Origin of the sequence: Vibrio sp. V39_P1S14PM300, from assembly GCF_009904765.1 — a bacterium.
GTDB classification, from domain to species: domain Bacteria; phylum Pseudomonadota; class Gammaproteobacteria; order Enterobacterales; family Vibrionaceae; genus Vibrio; species Vibrio proteolyticus.
The window spans coordinates 1-4,060 of record NZ_WXWP01000082.1; the positions used below are offsets into that span (position 1 = coordinate 1).

Here is a 4,060-nt window from a genome sequence, read left to right on the forward strand (position 1 = left end):
TGGTTACGGATTAGTTATAATAAAAGCAACACCTTACCTGACTCGGACACTAAAAAACCTCGATACAGGCATCATGTTCGCAGTAGTTATCTCGAGCTTTATAATCATAGGTGTATGGGCGCAAAGGAATCGGCAAATCTAGTGGTCAGTATTCACAACAAACAACGTTCAACCAAACTGAATCGGAAGATGATTGTCCGATGTCTGCGCATTCTGCTGCTGTTGGCGATTGCGGCGATGGTGGCCGTTGTTGTGATTGATCGTTGGGTGACTTATCAAACCCGGGACAATGTTTTATCCAGCCCGGAGCAAGTGGATAAATTCAGTGTGGCCGTGGTGCTCGGTACCAGTAAATACCTCGGCCGAACATTAAACGAGTACTATACCCACCGTATTGACGCCGCCATCGAGCTGTTCAAAAACGGGAAAGTCGACAATCTGCTGCTCAGCGGAGACAACGCCCATCGTTCGTACAATGAGCCCTGGACGATGAAACGTGACCTACTCAAAGCCGGCATTCCTGACGAGCACTTGTTTCTGGATTACGCAGGCTTTCGGACACTCGATTCGGTCGTGCGCGCCAAAAAGATTTTTGATACCGACAATTTTCTGATCATTTCGCAGCGCTTCCATTGCGAGCGTGCGCTGTTTATTGCCGATTACCACGACATCCACGCCAAGTGTCTGGCCGTACCCGGCCCGACCAGCCATTCCGGGTTTAAAGTTCGTCTGCGGGAAGTGTTCGCGCGTACCAAAGCATTTCTCGATCTTTACGTGATTGGCACTCAGCCGAAATTTCTCGGCCCAAAAGAGCCGATTCTCAAGCCTGAAGACGACGAACAGGCTGACGTGGCCGAGGCCCAGATCGATAATTCACTTTGACTCCCCCCACCGCAAACCTCTGGTGAGTCTTCATCACACTATTCCTTTTTCTCTGAACAACGATTCGGCATTTGAACTCGAGAAACTCTGGCGCTGTTTTTGAAACGCGCCTGGGTTTGCTACACTGCGTCACAACATAATTACTAAAGAGCAATGTCATGTCTTTAATCGCGAAAGGTACGCTACGTAAAATGAAAGCGGACCTGAACGACACCGTTCACTACCGTTTGCCTGTCGGGGATGAGCTGGTGGATCTCAACCCTTTTATCGGGAAAACCCTAACCTTGACGCATACCGGTAATATTTTTTGCTGCAACTGCGGCAAAAAAACCAAGAAGAGTTACTCTCAGGGACACTGCTTTGTCTGCATGAAGAAACTCGCCAGCTGTGACATGTGTATTATGAAGCCGGAAACCTGCCACTACGCGCAAGGTACCTGTCGTGAGCCGGAGTGGGGGGCACAAAACTGCATGGTCGATCACTATGTATATCTGTCCAACACATCCAGCCTTAAAGTCGGCATCACCCGTCATACTCAAATTCCGACTCGTTGGATCGACCAAGGCGCGACACAAGGATTGCCAGTTTTCAAGGTCAAAACCCGTCAGATTTCCGGTTTGATCGAAGTGGAAATGGCGAAGCATATAGCCGACAAAACCAACTGGCGTACTCTGCTAAAAGGCGACGGAGAGCCACTGGCACTGGAAGAACATTTCCACCTTATGTTGCCATTGGTCGAAGACAAAATTGCCGAGATCAAAGCAGAATTTGGAGACGATGCCATCGAAGTCTTGAGTAAAGGGATCACGCCGATCGCCTACCCGGTCACCGAGCATCCGAGCAAAATCACGTCACACAACTTTGATAAGAACCCGGAAGTCACCGGCATACTGAAAGGCATCAAAGGCCAGTACCTGATCTTCGACACCGGGGTGATCAACATCAGAAAATTCACGTCGTATGAAGTCGAAGTGTCTGACGCTTAAAAGAAATCAAGCCCGCGAATCGCGGGCTTGTTTGTATTAGGCTTGGAGCAGACGCTCCAGCGCGTCAAACAATCTATCCACTTCCTCAAGTGTGTTGTAATGCATAAAGCCGATTCGCACCACACCGCCGCTCTCTTCCAGCCCCAGCTGTTTCACTAAACCGAGTGCATAAAAGTGGCCATTCCAGACACAGATATTCTGCTCACCCAGAGCACGCGCGACCAATTCAGGGGCGAACTGGTCAAACGTCAACGCAAACGTCGGCGTTCTTAACTGACTGTCCGCAACCGCACGTCCATAAAGTTGAACGCCATCCAAACTCGCCAGACGTGACAGAAAACGCTCCGTAATCGCCTGCTCGTGCGCATTGAACTGCACAAAACTTTGCTCTAAGCGTTCACGCAATGTCGCCTGAGGATCGCCCCACTGCGCTAGATAGCCCACCGCCGCGATAATACCGGCCAAGCCCTCAAAGCTTTGCGTTCCGGTTTCAAACCGCCCCGGCCCCACATTGGTCGCTGGTTCCACTTTGTACGGCTTGAGCGTATGTAGCCACTTCGGTGCCACGTACGCAATACCGACATGCGGACCAAAGAACTTGTAGGCGGAACACGCCAGAAAATCACAGTTTAACTGCTGCACGTCAAGCAAATGGTGCGGCGCGTAATGAACCGCATCCACATAAACTTGCGCTCCGACACGATGAGCCGCGTCGACCACGGACTTAACATCGACTACAGAGCCGGTAGTGTTAGACGCGTAAGTCACGGCCACCAAACGCGTTTTTTCGTTCAGCAGTGAGAAAAAGTGGTCCATATCCAGCGAACAGTCGGACTCGTCCACTCGCACCTGATGAACGATCACCCCTTTATCTTCCGCGGCTTGCTGCCAACTGGAGACATTGGAATAGTGATCCAATGCCGTGACAATGATTTCGTCGCCGGCTTGCCAGTCACGACTGATCGCCCGGCTTAACTGGAAGGTCAACGATGTCATGTTGGCGCCAAACACCATGTTGTCAGCCGACGGCGCATTCACCAGAGTCTGAGCCGACTCCCGAGCGCGACGCATCAGGTCGGTGGTCATCTGGCTGGAAAAATAGTGCCCGCCCAAGTTGGCATTGTAATGACCGAGGTAGTGAGTCATGGCCTCCAGTACACTGGCAGGCACTTGTGAGCCACCAGGCCCGTCGAGAAACACCACTGGCATGCCGTTGTGACGTTGCGCCAACGCACTGAATTGTGCACGAGCTGAATCAGGACTGAAGTGCATTGACACCACCTTTCGCCGTTAAAACAAATACATCCATGTGACCACGCTGCCCTTCCTCTAAAGAGCGGATTGGACGCGCGTTGTGCCATAGCTTACTGTCTGCCAGCATGGCGACTTCGCCGTTACTCAATACTTTGCGATAGAACGGCGCTTCATCAAAATCTTCATACAACATGATCTCACCGCCGCTGATGTTATGACGGTCAATACCAATAATCGCAATGTGATCAAACCCGTCCTGGTGCACCCCCTCCGGCGCCACTTCCGTTTGCTCGTACACGGCAGATATACGGATCTGATGTATTTCAATTTCCTGTCCATCCGGCAGTTGATTGGCTTTGACAAACAGAGCACACATTTCTCGCATTCCCTCGCTGTCGAGGGTGGAAGGCAGAATAGACTCAAACTGGCGAGACACGTTGCCCTGAAAACGGTTGATGTCGGAACTTTGCATAAACTGGCGATGTTCCAGCTCCGTTACCATACCGTTGACGAAACGCACCACTGAATAACGACGCAGACGATACTGACCATCTGCGTGCTCAGTGTTTGGTAACTTGGCAAACGAAGGCGAAAGTTGTTCCAGCGCTTCGTGGCTAAGTTGAGTGATATGTAGGGTGTTTGGATGGGAATGCAACATCATCTACTCCTTAATGAAGGTACACTATTATCTTGTGCTGTTAACATTTAATTTACACAAGAGAATACGCAGATATCTGGCAAACTCAACCCTTCACCATGCATAATTCGGTTTTAACGCCATATTTGAAAGTTAAATCTAATAAATGAACACAATTCAGTTATAGAATCTAAATTAAAAACACTGAACGCTGAAAAATTAGACACCTTCACTATAAAACTATCAAAACCAATATAAATCAATGTTTTATGGGGAAATATTTACGTCATCACCACTTACC

The 4,060-nt window shown here is 49.7% G+C and carries 5 protein-coding genes; 3 read left to right on the forward strand and 2 right to left on the reverse strand.

Translation table 11 applies throughout. The features are described from left to right. From CAG65_RS03910 to CAG65_RS03920, 3 genes are all read left to right on the forward strand, one after another. On the forward strand, positions 1-142 hold a 142-nt coding region (locus CAG65_RS03910; RefSeq protein WP_161452316.1), incomplete at its 5' end, for a DUF3392 family protein. Continuing rightward, positions 115-882: a SanA/YdcF family protein gene (locus tag CAG65_RS03915; RefSeq protein ID WP_161452318.1), complete on the forward strand. Its 768-nt coding sequence runs from the start codon at positions 115-117 to the stop codon at positions 880-882. The genes CAG65_RS03910 and CAG65_RS03915, both read left to right, overlap by 28 nt. A gap of 158 nt (positions 883-1,040) precedes the next feature. After that, positions 1,041-1,868: a DUF2797 domain-containing protein gene (locus CAG65_RS03920; protein ID WP_161452320.1), complete on the forward strand. Its 828-nt coding sequence runs from the start codon at positions 1,041-1,043 to the stop codon at positions 1,866-1,868. A 36-nt stretch (positions 1,869-1,904) separates the two neighbouring features. Here CAG65_RS03920 and CAG65_RS03925 read toward each other — a convergent pair whose 3' ends face one another. Together CAG65_RS03925 and CAG65_RS03930 are read right to left on the reverse strand one after the other, a co-directional pair. Continuing rightward, complete coding sequence (locus CAG65_RS03925) at positions 1,905-3,140, reverse strand: cysteine desulfurase-like protein (RefSeq protein WP_021703633.1); 1,236 nt, start codon at positions 3,138-3,140, stop codon at positions 1,905-1,907. Beyond that, the gene (locus CAG65_RS03930; protein WP_161452322.1) at positions 3,124-3,780 is read right to left on the reverse strand and encodes a 2OG-Fe dioxygenase family protein; all 657 of its coding nucleotides are present in this window, start codon (positions 3,778-3,780) and stop codon (positions 3,124-3,126) included. Before CAG65_RS03930 ends, CAG65_RS03925 begins: the two co-directional genes overlap by 17 nt. Positions 3,781-4,060: the final 280 nt, after the last annotated feature.